General features: G+C 68.1%; 13 protein-coding genes. 12 read left to right on the top strand and 1 reads right to left on the bottom strand.

The window, feature by feature from the left end; all coding sequences use genetic code 11:
- Nucleotides 1–6: 6 nt before the first annotated feature.
- The 5 genes from lgt (at nucleotide 7) to U9977_RS01655 (ending at nucleotide 8,869) form a co-directional block, all read left to right on the top strand.
- Nucleotides 7–1,011: a prolipoprotein diacylglyceryl transferase gene (gene lgt, locus U9977_RS01675; RefSeq protein WP_322747351.1), complete on the top strand. Its 1,005-nt coding sequence runs from the start codon at nucleotides 7–9 to the stop codon at nucleotides 1,009–1,011.
- A gap of 180 nt (nucleotides 1,012–1,191) precedes the next feature.
- Nucleotides 1,192–5,763: a glutamate synthase large subunit gene (gene gltB / locus U9977_RS01670; protein WP_322747350.1), complete on the top strand. Its 4,572-nt coding sequence runs from the start codon at nucleotides 1,192–1,194 to the stop codon at nucleotides 5,761–5,763.
- Nucleotides 5,764–5,831: 68 nt separating this feature from the next.
- Nucleotides 5,832–7,274 carry a glutamate synthase subunit beta gene (locus U9977_RS01665; RefSeq protein ID WP_322747349.1) on the top strand — a complete coding sequence of 481 codons (1,443 nt, stop codon included), beginning with the start codon at nucleotides 5,832–5,834 and terminating at the stop codon, nucleotides 7,272–7,274.
- A gap of 76 nt (nucleotides 7,275–7,350) precedes the next feature.
- Nucleotides 7,351–8,613, top strand: a complete 1,263-nt coding sequence (gene serS / locus U9977_RS01660; RefSeq protein WP_322747348.1) for a serine--tRNA ligase — start codon at nucleotides 7,351–7,353, stop codon at nucleotides 8,611–8,613.
- A 40-nt stretch (nucleotides 8,614–8,653) separates the two neighbouring features.
- The gene (locus U9977_RS01655; RefSeq protein WP_322747347.1) at nucleotides 8,654–8,869 is read left to right on the top strand and encodes a DUF6343 family protein; all 216 of its coding nucleotides are present in this window, start codon (nucleotides 8,654–8,656) and stop codon (nucleotides 8,867–8,869) included.
- Nucleotides 8,870–9,031: 162 nt separating this feature from the next.
- Here the strand turns inward: U9977_RS01655 and U9977_RS01650 are convergent, their stop codons facing one another.
- Complete coding sequence (locus U9977_RS01650; protein WP_322747346.1) at nucleotides 9,032–10,963, bottom strand: plasmid pRiA4b ORF-3 family protein; 1,932 nt, start codon at nucleotides 10,961–10,963, stop codon at nucleotides 9,032–9,034.
- 73 nt (nucleotides 10,964–11,036) lie between these two features.
- Between U9977_RS01650 and U9977_RS01645 the strand changes: the two genes are divergently transcribed.
- The 7 genes from U9977_RS01645 to nifK all read left to right on the top strand — a co-directional run bounded on the left by U9977_RS01645 (nucleotide 11,037) and on the right by nifK (nucleotide 21,090).
- Nucleotides 11,037–11,849, top strand: a complete 813-nt coding sequence (locus U9977_RS01645; protein ID WP_322747345.1) for a PIG-L family deacetylase — start codon at nucleotides 11,037–11,039, stop codon at nucleotides 11,847–11,849.
- A gap of 514 nt (nucleotides 11,850–12,363) precedes the next feature.
- On the top strand, nucleotides 12,364–14,142 hold the full coding sequence (locus U9977_RS01640) for a 2-oxoacid:acceptor oxidoreductase subunit alpha (protein WP_416210442.1): 1,779 nt from the start codon (nucleotides 12,364–12,366) through the stop codon (nucleotides 14,140–14,142).
- Nucleotides 14,135–15,169, top strand: coding sequence for a 2-oxoacid:ferredoxin oxidoreductase subunit beta (locus tag U9977_RS01635; protein WP_322747343.1), 1,035 nt, complete (start codon nucleotides 14,135–14,137; stop codon nucleotides 15,167–15,169). Before U9977_RS01640 ends, U9977_RS01635 begins: the two co-directional genes overlap by 8 nt.
- Nucleotides 15,170–15,770: 601 nt before the next feature.
- Nucleotides 15,771–16,925 (top strand): homocitrate synthase, encoded by a 1,155-nt coding sequence (nifV, locus tag U9977_RS01630; RefSeq protein ID WP_322747342.1) that lies wholly within the window; start codon nucleotides 15,771–15,773, stop codon nucleotides 16,923–16,925.
- Nucleotides 16,926–17,003: 78 nt separating this feature from the next.
- Nucleotides 17,004–17,870 carry a nitrogenase iron protein gene (gene nifH / locus U9977_RS01625; protein WP_322747341.1) on the top strand — a complete coding sequence of 289 codons (867 nt, stop codon included), beginning with the start codon at nucleotides 17,004–17,006 and terminating at the stop codon, nucleotides 17,868–17,870.
- 119 nt (nucleotides 17,871–17,989) lie between these two features.
- Entirely contained in the window at nucleotides 17,990–19,396 is a 1,407-nt protein-coding gene (gene nifD / locus U9977_RS01620; RefSeq protein WP_322747377.1) for a nitrogenase molybdenum-iron protein alpha chain, read from the top strand.
- 164 nt (nucleotides 19,397–19,560) lie between these two features.
- Nucleotides 19,561–21,090, top strand: a complete 1,530-nt coding sequence (gene nifK, locus U9977_RS01615; protein ID WP_322747340.1) for a nitrogenase molybdenum-iron protein subunit beta — start codon at nucleotides 19,561–19,563, stop codon at nucleotides 21,088–21,090.
- The last annotated feature ends 4 nt before the right edge of the window (nucleotides 21,091–21,094 follow it).

Raw genomic sequence — 21,094 nt, 5'->3', positions numbered from 1 at the left:
ACGGGAATGTCGGGTATAGCGTTGGCGACCGTGGTCCTAGCCGCGATTCCCAGCCCGTCGACGGGCGTCCTGCATGTGGGTCCCATTCCGCTGCGGGCCTATGCCTTTATGATCATACTTGGTGTCCTGGTCGCGATTGTCGTCACCGACCGGCGCCTGCGGGCCCGTGGCCAGCCGCCCGGCCTCGCCGCGGACGCCGCGGCCTGGGCGGTTCCGTTCGGCATCGTCGGTGCGCGCATCTACCACGTCATCACCAGCCCGGATGCGTACTTCGGCGCCGGCGGCCATCCCCTCGACGCGCTCAAGATCTGGCACGGCGGGTTGGGGATCTGGGGCGGGGTAGCCGGTGGCGCGCTCGGCGTGTGGTTGGCCTGCCGCCATCGCGGGACGCCGTTCGGCCTGTTCGCGGATGCCGCGGCCCCCGGGCTCGTGCTCGCCCAAGCCGTCGGGCGTTGGGGCAACTGGTTCAACCAGGAGCTCTACGGCCGGGCGACCGATCTGCCCTGGGCGGTGCGGATCGACCCGGGGCATCAGCTCGTTGCCGGTGTCTCGCTCTACCACCCGACGTTCCTGTACGAGTCGCTGTGGGATGTCGGCGTCGCCGGTGTGCTGCTGTGGGTGGATCGTCGCCGCAGGCTCGGACGGGGGAAGCTCTTCGTCCTCTACGTCGCGCTGTACACCGCCGGGCGGGGGTGGATCGAGGCCCTGCGCATTGACGAAGCTCACACGTTTCTCGGGATGCGGCTCAACGACTGGGTGTCGATCGTCGTTTTCGTCGTCGCGGTGACCGCCATGGTGGTGCTACGCAGGCCGGTCGATCCGCCGGCCACCGTGGGCCCGGCCCAGGGGCCGCTGACTGCGGACGCCGGTTCGCAGGACCCGGATGCCGGTTCGCAGGGCGTGGACACGGCTTCGTCGGACGCCGGTTCGTCGGACGCCGGTTCGCTGGACGCGGCTACCGACTTCGGCCCGCAGCCGGTGCCCGGCGAGGTACCGCAGAGCGGCCGGTGAGGATAGTTTCATGCCCGGTTGGCCACATCCGGGTCCGGGCCGTGAGCGATCACGGCGGATCCTGAGCGTACGTGGCACACTCATTAGTGCGCCTGGCCGGGACTGCCCTGTCACGGTGGCGCGTCCGGACAGCGTCGTCCGCCTCACGGAGAACCCCTGAAGACGGACAGGACCCGCCGGATGTTGATCGCACAAGGCTTGTACGACCCCACCTTCGAACACGACGCCTGCGGGGTCGGTTTCGTCGTGGATGTCCGTGGCCGACGCAGTCATGAGCTGGTCGAACAGGGCCTTACCGTGCTGCGCAACCTCGACCACCGCGGAGCGTCGGGCTGCGACCCGGACACCGGCGACGGCGCCGGCATCCTGGTGCAGGTTCCGGACGCCTTTCTGCGCGACGTCGTCGACTTTCCGCTTCCGCCACCCGGCCGGTATGCGGTGGGAACGGCCTTCTTGCCGCAGGTCGCCGGCGACCGGGACAACGCCGTTCGGGCGATCAGCCGTATCGTCCGCGCGGAGGGCCTGCGGGTACTGGGCTGGCGCGAGGTTCCGGTGGTCAGCCACATCGTTGGCCGGGCCGCCGTCGAGGTCGAGCCGCGGATGCGGCAGATCTTCCTTGGCCTGCCCGCGGGGGTCGACAGTCCGGGTGAACCCGCCGAAGCCGCCGAGCCCGCCGAGCCCGCCGAGCCCGCCGACCTGCTCGATCTCGAGCGGCGGGCGTTCTGCGTCCGTAAGCGGGCGCGGCGCGAAGCCGGTGTGTACTTCCCGTCGCTGTCGGCGCGCACCGTCGTCTACAAGGGCATGCTCACCACCCATCAGCTCTCGGCGTACTTCCCCGACCTGGACGATCCCCGTTTCGCCAGCGCGATCGCCCTTGTGCACAGCCGGTTCTCGACCAACACCTTTCCGAGTTGGCCGCTTGCCCATCCCTACCGCTACGTCGCTCACAATGGTGAGATCAACACCGTGCGTGGCAACCGCAACTGGATGCGGGCCCGTGAGGCCCTGCTGGCCAGCGATCTCATCCCCGGTGATCTGCACCGGATCTTCCCCATCTGCGCGGACGGCGCGAGCGACTCGGCCAGCTTCGACGAGGTCCTGGAACTGCTCCACCTCGGTGGCCGCAGCCTCCCGCACGCCGTCCTCATGATGATCCCGGAGGCCTGGGAGAACCACGACGAGATCGACCCGGCCCGCCGGGCGTTCTACCAGTTCCACGCGGCGCTGATGGAGCCGTGGGACGGCCCGGCCTCCATCGCGTTCACCGACGGAACGGTCATCGGCGCCGTGCTCGACCGTAACGGGTTGCGCCCGTCGCGTTACTGGGTCACCGACGACGGCCTGGTCGTCATGGCCTCCGAAGTCGGTGTCCTGGACCTTCCCGCGCACAGGGTGGTGCAGAAGGGCCGGCTCCAGCCGGGGAAGATGTTCCTGATCGACACCGCGCAGGGCCGGATCGTCGACGACGAGGAGATCAAGTCGGAGCTGGCCGCCGCCGCGCCGTACGGGGAATGGCTGCACGCCGGGTTGATCGCCCTGGACGACCTGCCCGAACGCGAGCACGTCGTCTACGGTCACTCCTCGGTCCGCCGCCGCCAGCAGGTCTTCGGCTACACCGAGGAGGAACTGCGCGTCATCATCGCGCCCATGGCCCGAGCCGGTGTCGAACCGATCGGCTCGATGGGCACCGACACGCCGGTCGCGGTGCTCTCGGGCCGTCCGCGGCTGCTCTTCGACTACTTCAGCCAGCTGTTCGCGCAGGTGACCAACCCGCCCCTGGACGCCATCCGGGAGGAGATGGTCACAAGCCTGGGCCGGACGCTCGGTCCCGAAGGTAACCTGCTGGCGCCGTCGCCGGCATCGTGTCGAGTGGTACATCTGCCGTTCCCGGTCATCAGCAACACCGAACTCGCCAAGATCGTCGGTATCAACGACGACGGGGACATGCCCGGGTTCGCGGCGGTGACCGTGCGTGGCCTCTATGACGTGGACGGCGGTGGCGTGGCGCTCGCCGAGCGGCTGGCCGAGATCTGCCGTGGCGTCAGCGAGGCGATCGCGGACGGTGCCCGCGTCGTGGTCCTGTCCGACCGTGACTCCGACCGGTACAAGGCGCCGATTCCCTCCCTGCTGCTCACCGCGGCCGTCCACCACCACCTCATCCGGGAGAAGACCCGCACCAAGGTCGGTCTCATCGTGGAGTGCGGCGACGCACGCGAGGTTCACCATGTCGCGCTGCTCCTGGGGTACGGCGCGGCCGCCGTCAACCCCTACCTGGCGTTCGAGTCGATCGACAGCATCCTCGACGGCGGTGACCTGGACGGAATCACCCGCGACCAGGCCCAGCGCAACCTCATCAAGGCGCTGGGCAAGGGCGTGCTCAAGGTGATGAGCAAGATGGGCATCTCCACCGTGGCCAGCTACACCGGAGCCCAGGTGTTCGAGGCGATCGGGCTGTCCCAGCAGCTGGTGGGCACCTACTTCACCGGGACGCCGTCCCGGCTGGACGGCGTGGACATCGATGTCATCGCGGCCGAGGTCGCAGCCCGTCACCACAAGGCGTACTCGGCGGTCGCCTCGGAGCTGGCCCACCGCAACCTGGACACCGGTGGTGAGTACCAGTGGCGCCGCGAGGGTGAGGTGCACCTGTTCAACCCGGAGACGGTCTTCCTGCTCCAGCACGCCACGCGCAGCCGTCAGTACGAGGTGTTCAAGCAGTACACCGCCACCGTCGACGAGCTGTCGCGGCGCAACGCCACCCTGCGCGGCATGTTCTCGCTGCGCGAGGGCCTGCGCCCGCCGATTCCGATCGACCAGGTCGAGCCGGTGTCGGAGATCCTCCAGCGGTTCGCCACCGGTGCGATGTCCTACGGCTCGATCAGCGCCGAGGCACACGAGACGCTGGCGATCGCGATGAACCGGATCGGGGCGAAGTCGAACACCGGCGAGGGCGGCGAGGATGCCAGACGGTTCACACCGGACGCCAACGGCGACCTTCGTCGATCGTCGATCAAGCAGGTCGCCAGCGGCCGCTTCGGGGTGACCAGCGAGTACCTTGCCAACGCCGACGACATCCAGATCAAGATGGCGCAGGGCGCCAAGCCCGGTGAGGGCGGCCAGCTGCCCGGGCAGAAGGTCTACCCGTGGATCGCGCGGACCCGGCACTCGACGGCGGGCGTGGGCCTGATCTCGCCGCCGCCGCACCACGACATCTACTCCATTGAGGACCTCGCCCAGCTCATCCACGACCTGAAGAACGCCAACCCGCGGGCGCGGGTGCACGTCAAGCTCGTGGCCGAGGTCGGCGTGGGTACGGTGGCCGCCGGTGTGTCCAAGGCCCATGCGGATGTCGTACTGATCTCCGGGCATGACGGCGGTACCGGCGCGGCCCCGCTGACCTCGCTCAAGCACGCGGGTGCCCCCTGGGAGCTGGGCCTGGCCGAGACCCAGCAGACCCTGCTGCTCAACGGCCTGCGCGACCGGATCGTGGTCCAGGTCGACGGCCAGCTCAAGACCGGCCGCGACGTCATCGTCGGCGCGCTGCTGGGCGCGGAGGAGTTCGGGTTCGCGACCGCCCCGTTGGTGGTCGCCGGCTGCGTGATGATGCGGGTGTGCCACCTTGACACCTGCCCGGTGGGGGTGGCGACCCAGAACCCCGAGCTGCGTGCCCGTTTCACCGGCAAACCCGAGTTCGTGGAGGCCTTCTTCACCTTCATCGCGCAGGAGGTGCGTGAGTACCTCGCGGCGCTGGGGTTCCGCACGCTGCACGAGGCCGTCGGCCACGTGGAGGTCCTCGACGCGCGGGCCGCACTCGACCGCTGGAAGGCCGCCGGCCTGGATCTCACTCCGCTGCTGCATGCCCCGGAACGGCCCTTCGGTGGCTCCCTGCACTGCACGACCGCTCAGGACCACGGGCTGGACAAGGCGCTGGACAACTCCCTGATCCAGCTGTGCGAGGGGGCGTTGGAGGACGGTCGGCCGGTGTGGCTGGAGATGCCGATCCGTAACGTCAACCGGACGGTCGGCACCATGCTCGGCTTCGAGGTGACCAGGCGCTACGGCGCGCAGGGCCTCCCCGACGACACGATCTCGCTGCGGTTCACCGGTTCGGCCGGCCAGAGTTTCGGCGCGTTCGTGCCCCGCGGGGTGACCCTCACGCTCGAGGGCGACGCCAACGACTACACCGGCAAGGGCCTGTCCGGTGGACGGATCATCGTGTTCCCGCCCAAGGAGGCGCCGCTGCGGGCCGAGGAGAACATCGTCGCCGGCAACGTGCTGCTCTACGGTGCCACGGCCGGTGAGGCGTATTTCCGTGGCATCGTCGGCGAGCGGTTCTGCGTCCGCAACTCCGGTGCGACCGCTGTCGTCGAAGGCGTCGGCGATCACGGCTGCGAGTACATGACCGGCGGCACCGTGGTCGTCCTCGGGTCCACCGGACGCAACTTCGCGGCCGGGATGAGCGGTGGCGTGGCGTTCCTGTACAAGCCCATCCTGCGACGGATCAACACCGAGATGGTCGACGTGGACCCGCTGGACGACGACGACCGGGTGCTGCTCCTCGCCCTGGTCGCCCGGCACCGGCGCGAGACCGGGTCGACAGTGGCGGCGGGCCTGCTCGCGGAGTGGGAGACTGAGCAGTCCTCCTTTGTCAAGATCATGCCCCGGGACTACAAGCGGGTGCTCGCCGCGATGCGCAGGGCCGAGGAGGACGGCCTGCCCGCCGAAGATCTGATCATGGCGGCGTCCCGTGCGTGACCGGTGTCCTACGGTGTGTTGCCGAGCACGCCCCGGCAGTCCCGACACGATCATTCGACAGGAGTGGCATGGCTGACCCGATCGGCTTCCTCAAGCATCCCCGGGAGCTGCCGACGCGCCGGCCCGTCGACGTGCGGATCACCGACTGGAACGAGGTCTACGAACCGTTCCCGGTCGAATCCCTGCGTCACCAGGCAACACGGTGTATGGACTGCGGCATCCCCTTCTGCCATAACGGCTGCCCGCTCGGGAACATCATCCCGGAGTGGAACGACCTGGTACGACGGGCTGACTGGGGCGAGGCGATCGAGCGGCTGCACGCCACCAACAACTTCCCGGAGTTCACCGGGCGGCTGTGCCCGGCGCCGTGCGAGACCGCGTGTGTGCTGGGAATCTCCGATGATCCGGTGGCCATCAAGCAGGTCGAGGTGTCGATCATCGATCGGGCCTGGGCCGACGGCACGGTCCGGCCGGTCCTGCCGTCCGCGCGCACCGAGCAGCGGGTCGCCGTGGTCGGGTCGGGCCCGGCGGGGCTCGCCGCGGCTCAGCAGCTCACCCGGGCCGGCCACAACGTCGTCGTGTACGAGCGGGCCGACCGCATCGGTGGGTTGCTGCGCTACGGCATCCCCGAGTTCAAGATGGAAAAGCAGGTGCTGGACCGTCGGCTCGCGCAGATGCGGGCCGAGGGGACGGTGTTCATGTCCTCGTGCAACGTGGGTGTGGACATCACCGCGGACGAGCTGCGCGCATCCTATGACGCGATCGTGCTCGCCGGTGGCTCGACGGTCGGGCGGGATCTCACCGTGCCCGGCCGGGAGCTGGTCGGCGTCCACCTCGCGATGGAGTACCTGGTTCCCGCGAACCGGGTCCAGCAGGGCGACCGCACCGAACCGCTGATCAACGCGGCGGGCAAACGGGTGGTCATCATCGGTGGCGGTGACACCGGCGCGGACTGTCTGGGTACCGCGCACCGCCAGGGGGCGGTGTCCGTGCACCAGCTGGAGATCATGCCGCGACCGCCGCAGCTGCGGCCGGTGGCGAACCCGTGGCCGACCTGGCCGGTCGTCTACCGGGTGTCCAGCGCGCACGAGGAGGGTGGCGACCGGGTCTTCGCCGTCTCCACCGAGTGCTTTCTCGGTGATGACGCAGGTCGGGTTCGCGCGTTGCGCATGCACGAGGTCGCCATGGTCGACGGCCGCTTGGAGCAGGTGCCGGGTACCGACGTCGAGCTGCCGTGCGAGCTCGTGCTGCTGGCGATGGGTTTCGTCGGGCCGGAACGGCCCGGCCTGCTCGATCAGCTCGGTGTCGCGCTCGACGCCCGTGGCAACGTCGCCCGGGACGCCGGCTGGGCGAGTTCCGTCGCGAAGGTGTTCGTCGCCGGGGACATCGGCCGGGGTCAGTCCCTGGTCGTGTGGGCGATCGCGGAGGGTCGGGCCGCCGCCGCGGCGGTGGACCGTTACCTGCGTGGTTCCACCGACCTCCCCGAACCGATCACCCCGACTCGACGGTGATCGTCGGGCGTCGGCCAGGCGGGCGGTAGGCTTTTCAGCGACGTGCAGGGATCCCGCTGGAGGGCGACGAGGCCAGATGCTGGACAGACGGTTCATCCGGGAGAATCCCGACGCCGTGCGGGAGGCCGCCCGCGTCAAAGGGGTGGACCTCGACGTCGACGCCATCTTGGGCCTCGACCAGTCCGTACGGGCCCTGCAGCACGCGCTGGACACCGCCCAGCGTGAGCGCCGGGAGCTCGCCGGTGGCTTCAAGGCCGCGGACGCGGCCGAGCGCGAGCGGCTGCGGGAACGCTCCGGCGCCCTGGACGAGCAACTGCGCCGGACCCGTGCGGAGCTGGAGGACGCCGGCGCCCGCTTGGGCGACCTGCTGCTGGCGACACCGAACATTCCGTGGAGCGGGGCACCGGTCGGGCCGGATGAGGCGGCGAACACCGTCATCCGGGTCTGGGGCGAGCGCCCGGTGTTCGACTTCACCCCGGTCGACCATGTCGAGCTGGCCGAGAAGCGTGGCTGGGCGGAGTTCGAACGGGCCCGTGGCGCCTCGGGGGAGCGGGCGTACGCGCTCGCCGGTGACCTCGTGCTGTTGGAGCGGGCCGTGCACTCCTACGCGTTGGACCTGCTGGCGGGCAGGGACTTCCGGCTGCTGTCGGTGCCGTCGCTGGTCAAGCGCGAGGCGCTGGTCGGTACCGGCTTCCTGCCGGGCCACGGTGAGGAGATCTACCAGCTACCCGGGGACGATCTCTATCTCGCCGGCACCGCCGAGGTCGCGCTGGTTGGCCTGCACGCGGGCGAGATGCTGTCCCTGCGTGACCTGCCGTTGCGCTACGCCGGGATCTCGCCGTGCTTTCGCCGGGAGGTCGGCAGCGCCGGACGCGACGTCCGTGGGCTGCTGCGCGTCCACCAGTTCGAGAAGGTCGAGCAGTTCGTGATCTGCGCGGCTGACGAGGCGGAGTCCGCCCGCTGGCACGCCGAACTGCTCGACACCGCCGAGCACGTCCTGCAGTCCCTGGGTCTGGCCTACGAGGTGGTGGAATGTGCCACCGGCGACATGGGCCTCGGTAAGTTCCGGATGAACGACATCAACACGTGGTTCCCGTCGCTGGCGCGCTTCCGGGAGACCCACAGCTGCTCGACCCTGCACGACTGGCAGGCCCGGCGGGCGAACATCCGCTACAAGGACGCCGACGGACGGGTCCGGTTCGCCCATACGCTGAACAACACGGCGGTGGCGACGCCCCGACTGCTGGCGGCCATTCTGGAGAACTTCCAGACCGCCGACCATCGGGTCCGCGTCCCCAAGGTGCTGCGGCCCTATCTCGGCGACCGCGAACTCATCTGACCCCGGCCCAGGGCGGCGGGAGCAAAGGGGCGATGGTGCAGTGGACGGTGGCCCGGGTGGATTCCCGCCCGCCCGCAGCGCGTTGGGTCTACGCCTGACTCTCGCCCTGTTCGGGCTGCTGTTCTGCGCGGGTGCCTGTGTGTACTACGCCGTTTCCGACCAGCCGGTCCCGGCCGTCCTGCTCGGCGTGATCGCGTTGACGGCGGTGGTCGACCTCACCGTGATCGTCCGGCGGATGCGCCGGGAACGACGCTGAGGGCTTGGGCGATGTTGTGGCCGTCGGCCGTAGGTGGAAACTGCCGTTCCCGTGACCGCAATGACCTACCGCCCGGTTTTTTGGCCGTCGGCCGTAGGTGGAAACTGCCGTTCCCGTGACCACAACGACCTACCGCCCGGTTTTTTGGCCGTCGGCCGGCGGCTAGCTGCGTAGTCTCGCGAGGCGGGCGTTGATGACGTCCTTGTCGAAGAGCGCGTCGGCACGGCCTTCGCCGTCCTCGTCGAAGTAGTACTGGACGGGATCGGGCTGGCGTCCGCCGATGCACTGCGGATAGGCGGCGCCCGCCGTGACGGGAACGACCTTTTCAACAATGACGTCGTGGTCCAGATCGTCGCCGAAGTCGAAGAGGTAGCGGAATGTGACGCCTTCCCCGGCGATCTGGGCGATGGTCGCCTCATCCGGATCCCGATCGCCCAGGTCGGGGGAGCAGCCGAACTTTCCGTACGCGGTCGTGAACATCCACAGGTGGTCGTCGTCCCAGTCGAACGCGGCCTGGATCACGTTGTGCAGATCCGCCAGCGTGCTCGTCGAGGAAATCTCAAGCCGACGCCAGATCGGCGGTTTCGACCCGCGTAGCAGGACTTTGATCTGATGGACGGTTCCCGCCGATTCCACCGCGGCGGCGGGGATCGTGGGCGGATGCACGGCCAGCTCGGCGTCGTCGAGTTGCCTGCGCACAAAGGCGGGGGCCGACGCGTACAGTCTGTCGAACACGGCTTCGGAACTGGTCTCGGTTTCGTACAGACGGAAGTCGATGACATCGGCGCAGGTGGCGCGGTGGTCGGCCGCGTCGGGTTCCCGGTAGGAGGCCACGAACTCGTCCAGTATGTCCGGCAGCTGCTCGTCCCACTGCTCGTGCGCGGCGGAGCCCAGCTCGCGAGCGTCGGTGGTGAAGTGCGCCCAGGCCCGGATGACGGCTGGCAGCAGTGCGAGGTCGTCGGCCCCGAGCGCGATGTGTTGGCTCACTTCGGTGATGAGAAAGTACCCCAGCGACAGCGGGCCGTAGCGTTGCGCCGGTCGTCCCAGGTCGAGAGCCCAGTCGGCCGCCATCCGCGCCCAGATCCGGGCCGCCTCGCGATCGGGCAGCGCCTCGGCGTGGTCGGATGCCAGGAATGCCGCGGCGACCCGCTCGGCTTCCTCTCGGTCGGCCTCGTCATCGATCAGCTCGATGTCGAGCCCGCCACCGGCACCATCACCATCACCATCGTCGGCGTCGGCGAGTTGATCGTCGGGCAGCAGGTCGAGCCGTGCCCGCAGCAGTGCCCAGCCACCAGCCGGGTCGCCCTCGTCATCGCTGTCCGCGTCACCGTCATCGTCGCTGCCGGTCTTCTCCGCCGCCGGTGCGTCCCGCTCGTATTCCACCTCCGGCGGCCCGTGATCGAGCATCCTGTCGAGGGCCTCATCGAGCCGGGCCCTGGCCTGCGCGGCAGGCAGCGGGATCGGCTCGGCAAGTGATCCTTGCGTGCCGAACATCTCGACCAGTCCGGTGATGCCGTCGTCCGCCAATTCGCCAATCATGATCTTAAAGATGCCCGCGAGAGAGGCGTGGTCGACGAAGACCACGAAAGCGTGCTCGGTGTCGGCTCGCCGGAAGCCGAGCGTGATCACTTCGACATCGCCGAACATGTCGGTCATCGACAGGGCGTCGGTCAGTTCGGCGACGTCGGTATGTGCGACCCACGCGGGTTCCGGGACGCCGCGGCCGGCGAGCTTTCGGCCGGCCTCGGTGGCCAGCTCGCGCGTCCAATCCTCACCCACCAGCGCCAGCGCGCGCAGAACCGCCAACCCGGCGGGCGTGCGCTGGCCCGCCATATGGCGGATCAACGCTTCGACCTCGTTCTGCAGGAAGTCGTTCGGGTCGTGGGCGCCGTCGGCCGCGTCGTCAGCCCAGCCGGCAACCCAGATCTGCCCCAGCAGCTGCGACGCCCACGCTTCGACGATGAGTATCGACTCCTCGCGATGAAGCTCGGCGGCGTCGTCAAGGACCGGCGCGTACGGCGACGGTGCGCTCCGGTTACGGCTCTTCGCCAGAGTGCGACCGGACTTCTTCCTGGCACGGTTGGCGGAACTCACACCTGTTATCGTAACAAGCCGCGACCAGGCAAGCGCGGGCGGGCGGCATCTTGCCGGCTGCTCTAATAGGACGGTGCCCTACACCCTGGTCTCCTTCCACGCCCACCCGGACGACGAGGCGCTGCTCACCGGCGGAACCCTGGCGCGGGCCGCGGCGGAGGGCCATCGGGTGGTCCTTGTGGTCGCCACCACCGGCGGAGCCGGCCCGGCGTCGCGCGACGTGCTCGCCCGCGGTCCGTTGGCCGACCAGCGCAGGGCCGAGCTGGAGCGCTCAGCCCGGGTACTCGGATGCACGCGGGTGGAGTGGCTGGGCTACGCCGATTCCGGAACGACGGATGCGCCCTCGGGAGCGGACTCGGCGTTTGCCGAGGCGGATATCGACGAGGCCGCGGCACGCCTGGCCGAGATCCTGCGCGAGGAGCAGGCCGACGTGCTCACCATCTACGACCTCGCCGGTGGATACGGTCATCCCGATCACGTGCAGGTGCACCACGTCGGGGTCCGTGCCGCCACGATCGCCGGCACTGGTGTCGTTCTGGAGGCGACGTTGGACCGCGGGGCGTTGCAACGGATGCTGCGGATCGTCTCGCGGTTACCCCGCGTCCCGGCGGGCTTCGATCCGGCGCGCGTCGCGGACCTTTATACCGCGCGCGAGACGCTGACCCACCGGGTCGACGTGCGCCGCCATACGCGGGCGAAGCGGGCGGCTCTGGCCGCGCACGCCAGCCAGGCCAGCACCGACTCCGGCCTGCGCCTGCTCACGGTGCTCCTTCGGCTTCCCCGTCCGGTGTTCCGGTGGGCCCTTGGCCGTGAGTGGTACGTCGAACACGGCCGGGCACCCGGGCAGCCGCTCCTCGACGACATCTTCGCAAGCCTCACCCGGTAAACCCGCACCCCAGGCCGCGGTATCGGGCGTCCTCACACGCCGGGGCTGGCGGTGGGCCGATCCTGCACTGGGTGGGCCGATCTTACGATGGGTGGGCCGGTTGCCGGGGGGAGCCCGACCTTCGTCGGTGCCAGGACGGGGACGGTGGTCCCCCGCGGCGGGAAACGTCTTTCCGTCGTTGTTTCCCGAAAGTCCCGTCAAAGGTGTTGTCCGCGCAATTGCCGAAGCTTTTCCCGCACGTCCGAGGATATATGTGACGGTGCTGTTGTCGAATTCAGCGTGACGTGCACCGCCCCCTTTACGAGATGGCGATTTGACACCGCGAAACACCGCTGAATCAATGCCTCCGTATAAGAAGGACGGGCGAGCCGCATGGCCCGCTCTACCCACTGTAGAACAGTGGGTACGCACCCTCGCCGACCGTCGGTCATTGAGGAGGTCCACGCACGTGGCCAAGCAGATTCAGCATCTGGACCGGGTGGCAATCCGGTTCGCCGGTGACTCCGGCGACGGAATGCAGCTCACCGGCGACCGTTTCGCCTCCGAGACCGCCATCCTGGGAAACGACCTGTCGACCCTGCCCAACTACCCCGCCGAGATCCGCGCCCCATCGGGCTCGTTGCACGGCGTGTCCAGCTTCCAGGTGCATTTCGCGGCCCATGACGTCCTCACCCCCGGTGACTCCCCGGACGTCCTGGTGGCGATGAACCCGGCTGCACTGCGCGCCAATCTCGCCGATCTGCCGCCGAATGCGGAGATCATTGTCAACACGGATGAGTTCACCACGCGTAACCTTGAGAAAGTTGGTTACACGAGCAATCCGCTGGAGAACGACTCGCTCGACGGGTACACGGTGCACCGGGTGCCGCTGACCACCGCGACCGTCGCCGCGCTCGCCGACATCGACGTCTCCAAGAAGGACGCCGAGCGGGCGAAGAACATGTTCGCTCTCGGGCTGCTGTCGTGGATGTACAGCCGGCCCACCGAAGGTACGGTCGAGTTCCTCAAGCAGAAGTTCGCCAAGAAGCCGCAGCTGGCCGCCGCGAACGTGGCCGCGTTCCAGGCCGGTTGGAACTACGGTGAGACCACCGAGGACTTCGCCGTCCGCTACGAGGTCAAGCCCGCGAAGCTGGTACCCGGCACCTACCGCAGCGTCAACGGCAACTCGGCGCTCGCCTACGGCCTGGTCGCGGCTGGTCTGCGCGCCAACCTGCCGGTCTTCCTCGGTGCCTACCCGATCACCCCGGCATCGGAGATCCTGCACGACCTGTCGGGATACAAGCGGTACGGCGTGACGACCTTCCAGGCCGAGGACGAGATCGCGGCGGTCGGTTCGGCGCTCGGTGCCTCCTACGGCGGCGCGCTCGGTGTCACCTCGACCTCCGGCCCGGGGCTGGCGCTCAAGACCGAGACCCTCGGCCTCGCGGTGATGCTGGAGCTACCGCTGGTGGTCGTGGACGTGCAGCGGGCCGGTCCGTCGACCGGCCTGCCGACCAAGACCGAGCAGTCCGACCTGAACATCGCCCTGTTCGGCCGGCACGGTGAGGCACCGCTCGCGGTGATCGCCGCCCGCTCCCCGGCGGACTGCTTCGACGCGGCGCTGGAGGCGGCGCGGATCGCGCTGACCTACCGGATGCCGGTCATCCTGCTCTCCGACGGATACCTGGCCAACGGTTCCGAACCGTGGCTGCTGCCGGACCCGGCCGACCTGCCCGACCTGCGGGTGGAGTTCGCGACCGAGCCCAACGGGCCGGACGGGACATTCCTGCCGTACCTGCACGACCCGCACACGCTCGCGCGTCCCTGGGCGGTGCCGGGCACACCGGGTCTGGAACACCGCGTCGGCGGGTTGGAGAAGGCCGACGGCACCGGCGCGGTGTCCTATGTGCCGGCCGACCACGACGTGATGATGCGGCTGCGCGCCGCCCGGGTCGAGGCGATCGAGGTGCCCGATCTGGAGGTCGAGGACCCATCCGGCGAGGCTCGGGTGCTGGTGCTCGGCTGGGGTTCCACCTATGGGCCGATCGGCGCGGCCTGCCGCGTGCTGCGGGAAGGCGGGGTGGCCATCGCCCAGGCACACCTGCGTCACATCGCGCCGATGCCGAAGAACGTCGGCGCGGTACTTGCCGGCTACGACCGCGTCGTCATCCCGGAGATGAACCTCGGCCAGCTCGCCCACGTGGTACGTGAGCGTTACCTGGTCGACGTCGTCTCCTACAACAAGGTCAACGGCCAGCCGTTCACCTCGGCCGAGCTGGAGACGGTCCTCGGAGAGGTCGTGCGTAATGCCTGAAGTGCCCGTCAAGCTCACCGCCAAGGACTTCCGGTCGGATCAGGAGGTCCGCTGGTGCCCGGGCTGCGGTGACTTCGCGATCCTGTCGGCGATCCAGTCGTTCATGCCGGAACTGGGTATTCCGCGCGAGAACGTCACGTTCGTCTCCGGGATCGGCTGTTCGTCGCGTTTCCCGTACTACCTCAACACCTACGGCATGCACTCGATCCACGGTCGGGCGCCGGCGATCGCGACGGGTCTGGCGGTCAGCCGGCCGGACCTGTCGGTGTGGGTGGTCACCGGTGACGGTGACGCCCTGTCGATCGGCGGCAACCATCTCATCCACGCGCTTCGCCGCAACGTCAACATCAAGATTCTGCTGTTCAACAACCGTATCTACGGGTTGACCAAAGGTCAGTGCTCGCCCACGTCGGAATTCGGCAAGGTCACCAAGTCGACGCCGGGCGGCTCCCGCGACACCCCGTTCAACCCGATCGCGCTGGCGCTCGGCGCCGAGGCGTCATTTGTGGCGCGCACCATCGACTCCGACCGCAAGCACCTGCAGTCGGTGCTGCGTGCGGCCGCCGCACACGAAGGCAGCGCGTTCATCGAGATCTACCAGAACTGCGCCATCTTCAACGACGGTGCGTTCGACGTGCTGAAGGACCCGGCCAGCCGCGACTCGGTGCTGGTCCGCCTTGAGCACGGCAAGCCGATCACGTTCGGTGGCTCGGGGGAGAAGTGTGTGGTGCGCGAGCCGCGTGGTTTCGGGCTTGAGGTCGCCGACACCGCCCACGTCCCCCGCAGTGAGGTCATCGTCCATGACGAGACGGTGGAGGGCCCGGCCTACGCCTTCACCCTGTCCCGGTTGTCCGACTCCGACCTGAGCAACACCCCGATCGGGGTGTTCCGTCGGGTGAGGCGGCCCACCTACGAGGCCATGGTGGCGGAGCAGAACACCTCGGCCCGGACGGGCAGCGCGAACGCGACGCCCGACGAGCGGCTGTCCGAGCTGCTGCACGCGGGCAACACCTGGACGATCAACTGATTCACCGATCAACTGATCCACCGGCATGGTGTGATTCCTGATTTCTGGCGTTCCCCGGTCGTCGGCGTCGTCACAACGCTCGCGGCCGGGGGACGCCTTTGTCGTTCTCCGCACCGTTGTCGTTCTCCGCACCGTTTTCTGCGGTGCGGGCATTCGTCCATGGCTTCCCGGGCCGTGTGAACAACGGGTCGGGTCGTTGGTCGGCACATGCGGGTACGTTCGTCCCGCCGGCGGCGGTCGGCCGTATTTGGGCATGGCTTGGGGTTGTAAAACAATGAGCGGGAGACAACATGTCGTATTGCACCGTGGGCAGGGTGCCGGCCGGCGGCGCACCATTCGGCGCCAGCCGTTCGCGCCGTTGGTCCCAGGGTCTTTCGGACACCCGGCCCGAGCTCCTTCAGCTATTCGTCCCAGAATCGCGGATGCGGCCGAAACGTTACTGGGAAGATACGGCGCTTAAAGAGCACGAAACAACAGTGGACGACATTCCTAATCGCGGCGCTTCAACGGCGAGGCCCGCGGAAGTCGCCACCGGGTCGCGACAGCCGATCGCAGGCGGGCACATCTCGCCACCTTCCTTTTCAACCGACGGAGGGCAACTGTGGGGCACGACATCGTGATCGGGTTCTGTGACACCACCTTGCGTGACGGTGAGCAGGCCCCGGGAGTTGCCTTCACGGCGCAGGAGAAACTGCTCATCGCCACCGCGCTCGACCAGGCGGGGGTGGCGCAGATCGAGGCGGGCGTGCCGGCCATGGGTCCATCCGAGCGCGAGGTGCTGGCTCGCATCGCCGGCGCCGGGCTCCGGGCGGAGATCGTCGCCTGGTGTCGCGCCATGCGGTCAGACATCGACGCGGCGGTCGCCTCCGGCGTCGGTCGGGTGCACCTGAGTATTCCCGTGTCCGACCTGCATCTGACCCACAAGCTCGGTCGGGACCGGGCGTGGGCGCGCAGCCGCATCCGCGACTGCGTCGCCGACGCCCTCGATCGGGGGCAAGCCGTCGGGGTCGGGTTCGAGGACGCCTCACGGGCGGACGACAGCTTCGTCATCGAGCTCGCCGACGAACTGGTCCGCGATGGTGTCGACCGCCTGCGATGGGCCGACACCGTCGGGGTCCTCGAGCCCTTCAGCGCCTGTGCCCGGATGTCTCGACTGGTGGGCGCGGTGCCCGCCAACTGGGAGATCCACGCCCACGACGACTTCGGACTCGCCACCGCCAACACTCTCGCGGCGGTTCGGGCCGGCTTCGGGTTTGTCAGCACCACCGTCGCGGGGCTCGGCGAACGTGCCGGCAACGCGCCGCTGGAGGAAGTGGCGATGGCGCTTCGCCACCTGCTGGGAATCAGGGTCGACCTTGACACCACGTCCTTCCGGGCGCTGGCCGGCCTGGTCTCGCGCGCGGCACGCCGTCCGGTGCCGTGCGGGAAGGCCATCGTCGGTGAGTCTGCGTTCATCCACGAGTCCGGCATCCACGTGGATGGCGTGCTCAAAGCGCCCAGCATCTACGAACCCTTCGACCCCGCGGAGGTCGGTGCGCACCGCCGCCTGGTCGTGGGCAAGCACGCGGGGCGGGCGTCACTGCGGTACGCCCTGCGCAAGCACGGAATCGATGCAGACGAAAGCGTTCTCGGACCTGTTCTGGAAGGTCTGCGATCACAGGTCTGCATGCTCAAGCGACCGCTGCGCTCGGACGAGGTCCGTGATCTCTACGAGCGGTTCCAGGTTTCGGCTACCTGCACCAGCACGGCTACCTGAACCAGCACGGCTACCTGAACAACTCCGGCTTTCCCACAGTGACGCACGCTCGGGCGTGCGGTGAAGGAGCACACACCGATGAGGCAGATCGCCTTTTACGGCAAGGGTGGTATTGGTAAGTCCACCACTCAGCAGAACACGATGGCGGCGCTGGCCACCCGCGGCAACCGCATAATGATCGTTGGCTGCGACCCGAAGGCGGACTCGACCCGTCTGATCCTGCACTCGAAGGCCCAGACCTCGGTTCTGGCCCTGGCCGCGGAGAGGGGCTCGGTCGAGGACCTCGAGCTCGAGGACGTGCTGCTGGCCGGCGAGTTCAACATCCGCTGCGTCGAGTCCGGTGGCCCGGAGCCGGGTGTCGGGTGCGCGGGTCGTGGTGTCATCACCGCGATCACCTTCCTCGAGGAGAACGGCGCCTACGAGGACCTCGACTTCGTCTGCTACGACGTCCTGGGTGACGTCGTGTGCGGTGGCTTCGCGATGCCGATCCGCCAGGGCAAGGCCCAGGAGATCTACATCGTGACCTCCGGTGAGATGATGGCGATGTACGCGGCGAACAACATCGCCCGAGGCATCCTCAAGTACGCGCACTCCGGTGGCGTGCGTCTGGGTGGGCTGATCTGTAACAGCCGTAAGACCGACCGCGAGGACGAGCTCATCATGGAGCTCGCGCGGCGCCTGAACACCCAGATGATCCACTTTGTCCCCCGCGACAACATCGTCCAGCACGCCGAGCTGCGCCGGATGACGGTTCTGGAGTACGCGCCTGAGTCCAACCAGGCCAATGAGTACAAGGAACTCGCGCGCAAGATCGAAGAGAACGACATGAAGACCATCCCGACTCCGATCACCATGGACGAACTCGAGGAGCTTCTGATCGACTTCGGGATCATGGAGCAGGAGGACGAGTCGGTTATCGGCCAGAAGGCCACCGCGGTCGCGTGACCGGGCGTACCTCCTCATCAGAAAGGTCTGTCGTGACTCCTCCTGTGACTCCTCCCGCGACTCCAGCTGTGACTCCAGCTGTGACTCCCGCCGTGACCCCGCCCGTCGACACCCAGGCGATGATCGATGACGTCCTCGCCGGGTACCCGGAGAAGGCCGCGAAGTTCCGGGCCAAGCACGTCAAGCCCAACGACCCGACCGGGTCGAAGGAGTGCGAGGTCAAGTCCAACATCAAGTCGCGCCCCGGTGTGATGACGGTCCGTGGCTGCGCCTACGCCGGTTCCAAGGGGGTGGTGTGGGGCCCGATCAAGGACATGGTCCACATCAGCCACGGGCCGGTCGGTTGCGGCCAGTACTCCTGGGCGTCCCGGCGTAACTACTCGCACGGTACCCGCGGCGTCGACAACTTCGTCACGTTCCAGTTCACCAGCGACTTCCAGGAACGCGACATCGTGTTCGGCGGTGACAAGAAGCTCGCCGTGATCTGCAAGGAGATCGCCGAGCTGTTCCCGCTGGCCAAGGGCATCTCCATCCAGTCCGAGTGCCCGATCGGTCTGATCGGTGACGACATCGACGCGGTCGCCCGCGAGGCGTCGAAGGAACTGGACATGCCGGTCGTCCCGGTGAAGTGCGAGGGGTTCCGCGGTGTCAGCCAGTCGCTGGGCCACCACATCGCCAACGACGCGATCCGCGACATCGTGCTCGGCACCCGGGACACCACCAAGCAGACCGCGTACGACGTCGCCCTGATCGGTGACTACAACATCGGTGGTGACGCCTGGGCGTCGCGCCGCATCCTGGAGGACATGGGCCTGCGGGTGGTGGCCCAGTGGTCTGGTGACGGCACGCTCAACGAGCTGTCCACCAGCCACCTCGCCAAGCTGAACCTGATCCACTGCTACCGGTCCATGAACTACATCTGCACCACGATGGAGGAGCGCTTCGGCACTCCGTGGACCGAGTTCAACTTCTTCGGCCCGACCAAGATCATTGAGTCGATGCGGAAGATCGCTTCGTTCTTCGACGACACGATCAAGGAGAAGACCGAGGCTGCGATCGCCAGCTACCAGCCCCTGTTCGACCTGGTACGCAACGAGTACCGGCCGCGGCTGGAGGGCAAGCGGGTGATGCTGCTCGTCGGTGGCCTGCGCCCGCGGCACACCATCGGCGCCTACGAGGATCTCGGCATGGAGATCATCGGTACCGGCTACGAGTTCGCCCACAAGGACGACTACAGCCGCACCAACCCCGAGCTCGGCGAGGGCGTCGTGATCTACGACGACCCGAGCGCCTACGAGCTCGAGGAGTTCGCCCGCCGGCTCAAGCCCGACCTGATGGGTGCCGGAGTGAAGGAGAAGTACGTCTTCCACAAGATGGGCCTTCCCTTCCGCCAGATGCACTCCTGGGACTACTCCGGTCCCTACCACGGTGTGGACGGCTTCGCCGTGTTCGCCCGCGACATGGACATCGCCATCAACAGCCCGACCTGGACCCTGTTCCAGGCGCCCTGGTCCACGGCCGCATAGCACGGCGCCGGACTGGTGAACCGGACGGCCCGGGAGCCGTTTTCTGATCGGCTCCCGGGCCGCCGGCCGGTTCGCTGCGCAGCAGACACCGCAGCACCGCCTGCAGGACCGACCGCAGCGCAGACCGATTCTTCTTCCCATCGACCAAATAAGAGGGCGTTCGCATGCCAGACAATCCCGTACCTCTTCGTGTGCTGGACCACAATGAGCTGTTCAAGGCCCCGCACTTCCAGGAGCAGTTCGACCGCAAGCGTGAGTTCGAGGAGCCCGCAGACCCCGCCGAGATCGCCCGGATCACGGACTGGACCCGGTCCTGGGAATATCGGGAGAAGAACTTCGCCCGGGAGGCGCTCACCATCGACCCGGGCAAGGCATGCCAGCCACTCGGCGCCCTGCTCGCGGCCATCGGGTTCGCCGGCACGCTCCCGCTCGTCCACGGTTCGCAGGGCTGCGTGGCCTACTTCCGCAGCTACTTCGCCCGGCACTTCAAGGAGCCGTTCCCGGCTGTGTCATCCTCGATGACCGAGGACGCGGCCGTCTTCGGCGGCCTCAGCAACCTCATCGAGGCGCTGGAGAACGCCACCACGCTCTACAAGCCGGACATGGTCGCGGTCTCCACCACCTGCATGGCCGAGGTCATCGGCGACGACCTGCAGAACTTCATCGGTACGGCCCGGGAGAAGGGCGCCATCCCGGCGGACTTCCCGGTACCGTACGCGCACACCCCGAGCTTTGTCGGCTCCCACCTTACCGGCTACGACAACATGATGAAGGGCATTCTTTCCTATCTGAACAAGGGAAAGAAGGCGAAGAAGTCCAACGGCACGCTGAACGTGGTGCCGGGCTTCGAGACCTACACCGGCAACCTGCGTGAGATCAAGCGGTTGCTCACCCTGCTGGGCGTCAAGCACGTCCTGCTCGGCGACCACACCGACGCACTGGACTCGCCGGCCACCGGTGACTACGAGCTGTACCCGGGTGGCACGCCGCTGAAGGTCGCCGCCGATGCGATCAATGCCAAGGCGACCCTGTTCCTGCAGGAGAGCGCCACCCGCAAGACCGCGGAGCTGGTGAGCACCGAGTGGGGGCAGGCGACCGCCACGGTGCCGCTGCCGATCGGCGTGGGCAACACCGACCGCTTCGTGACCGAAGTAGCCGCCCTCACCGGGATCACGGTTCCCCCCGCCGTCACCGCCGAGCGCGGCCGGCTGGTCGACGCGATGACCGACTCGCACGCCTACCTGCACGGCAAGCGCGTGGCGCTCATGGGCGACCCCGATCTCGTCGTGGGGCTGCTCGGCTTTCTGCTGGAGCTCGGCGTCGTGCCGGTGCACGTGGTGTCCACCAACGGTGACGAGCCATTCAAGAAGCGTGCCGAGGCCGTCCTGGCCGCGAGCCCCTATGGTCACCACGCCACCGTCTGGACGGGCAAGGACCAGTGGCACCTGCGGTCGCTGCTGTTCACCGAGCCGGTCGACCTGCTGGTCGGGAACTCGTACCTGAAGTTCCTGTCCCGGGAGGCGAACCTGCCGCTGGTGCGGGTCGGCTTCCCCATCCCGGACCGTCACCACCTGCACCGGTTCCCGATCGTCGGCTACGAGGGCGGGATCACCCTGCTCGCCCAGTTCGTCAACACCGTGCTCGACGAGCTCGACCGCAACGCCCCAGACCACAGCTTCGACGTCATTCGCTGAGGTG

Source organism: Protofrankia sp. Cas8, assembly GCF_963555845.1.
GTDB lineage: Bacteria > Actinomycetota > Actinomycetes > Frankiales > Frankiaceae > Protofrankia.
This window is presented reverse-complemented; position numbering and strand designations above follow the sequence as displayed.

What these genes read in the sequence shown, in the direction of transcription:
- U9977_RS01635 (WP_322747343.1), top strand. Translation starts at nt 14,135, where the DNA reads ATGCCTGAAGTGCCCGTCAAGCTCACCGCCAAGGACTTCCGGTCGGAT.
- nifK (WP_322747340.1), top strand. Translation starts at nt 19,561, where the DNA reads ATGCCAGACAATCCCGTACCTCTTCGTGTGCTGGACCACAATGAGCTG.
- nifD (WP_322747377.1), top strand. Translation starts at nt 17,990, where the DNA reads ATGATCGATGACGTCCTCGCCGGGTACCCGGAGAAGGCCGCGAAGTTC.
- U9977_RS01665 (WP_322747349.1), top strand. Translation starts at nt 5,832, where the DNA reads ATGGCTGACCCGATCGGCTTCCTCAAGCATCCCCGGGAGCTGCCGACG.
- lgt (WP_322747351.1), top strand. Translation starts at nt 7, where the DNA reads ATGTCGGGTATAGCGTTGGCGACCGTGGTCCTAGCCGCGATTCCCAGC.
- serS (WP_322747348.1), top strand. Translation starts at nt 7,351, where the DNA reads ATGCTGGACAGACGGTTCATCCGGGAGAATCCCGACGCCGTGCGGGAG.
- nifH (WP_322747341.1), top strand. Translation starts at nt 17,004, where the DNA reads ATGAGGCAGATCGCCTTTTACGGCAAGGGTGGTATTGGTAAGTCCACC.
- U9977_RS01640 (WP_416210442.1), top strand. Translation starts at nt 12,364, where the DNA reads ATGCAGCTCACCGGCGACCGTTTCGCCTCCGAGACCGCCATCCTGGGA.
- gltB (WP_322747350.1), top strand. Translation starts at nt 1,192, where the DNA reads ATGTTGATCGCACAAGGCTTGTACGACCCCACCTTCGAACACGACGCC.